The organism is Vibrio sp. 704, from assembly GCF_033339295.1.
Window position 1 is genome coordinate 1 of sequence record NZ_JAWOUH010000641.1, and the last position, 617, is coordinate 617.

A 617-nucleotide genomic window follows, 5' to 3' on the forward strand; every position below is an offset into this window, starting at 1 on the left:
GACGTGAAAGTGGATAAATCTGTTGATTTGAACCAGCGCATGGTTGGTAAGCGTAACGCGAAAACCATCATGGTTGTGGACGACTCCGCGTTCATCCGTTCTCTGATTCAAGATACCTTGGCGTCGTCAGGTTACAACGTTATCACCTGCAAAGATGGTGGTGAAGCGCATGAGAAATTGATGAGCCTGATTGAAGTTGCGAAAGAAGAACAGCTACCAGTGCGAGAACTGCTGGATGCGGTTGTGACGGACGTAGAAATGCCTCGAATGGATGGCATGCACTTAGTGAAAAGGTTGCGTGAAACCGAAGCGTTCCGCCAAATGCCAATCATCATGTTCTCGTCACTAATGAGTGAAGATAACCGAGCAAAAGCGCTGTCGCTTGGCGCTAATGACACCATTACCAAGCCAGAAATTGGTCGTATGGTGAATATGATGGATAAATACGTATTCGCTTAATTTGCATATCGCTCATCAAGCACAGAGTTAAAAGTAATAAGGCTGCCGATTGGCAGCCTTATTTGGTTATGGGCAAGGAAGAATTTCTAATTTATAGCTTTCGTTTGGTGACATTGGTGGCCCATACAAGATGCCACATTGGGTCAGACTCGCACGGG

General features: G+C 46.0%; 1 protein-coding gene and 1 pseudogene. One reads left to right on the top strand and one right to left on the bottom strand.

Annotated features, from left to right (window positions below):
- Window positions 1-459, top strand: a 459-nt coding sequence (locus R7R24_RS28250; RefSeq protein ID WP_318120385.1) for a PleD family two-component system response regulator, incomplete at its 5' end; no start/stop codon positions are given.
- Between the two features lie 66 nt (window positions 460-525).
- Here R7R24_RS28250 and R7R24_RS28255 read toward each other — a convergent pair.
- A pseudogene (locus R7R24_RS28255) lies at window positions 526-617 on the bottom strand (MSHA biogenesis protein MshA); the annotation flags it as partial.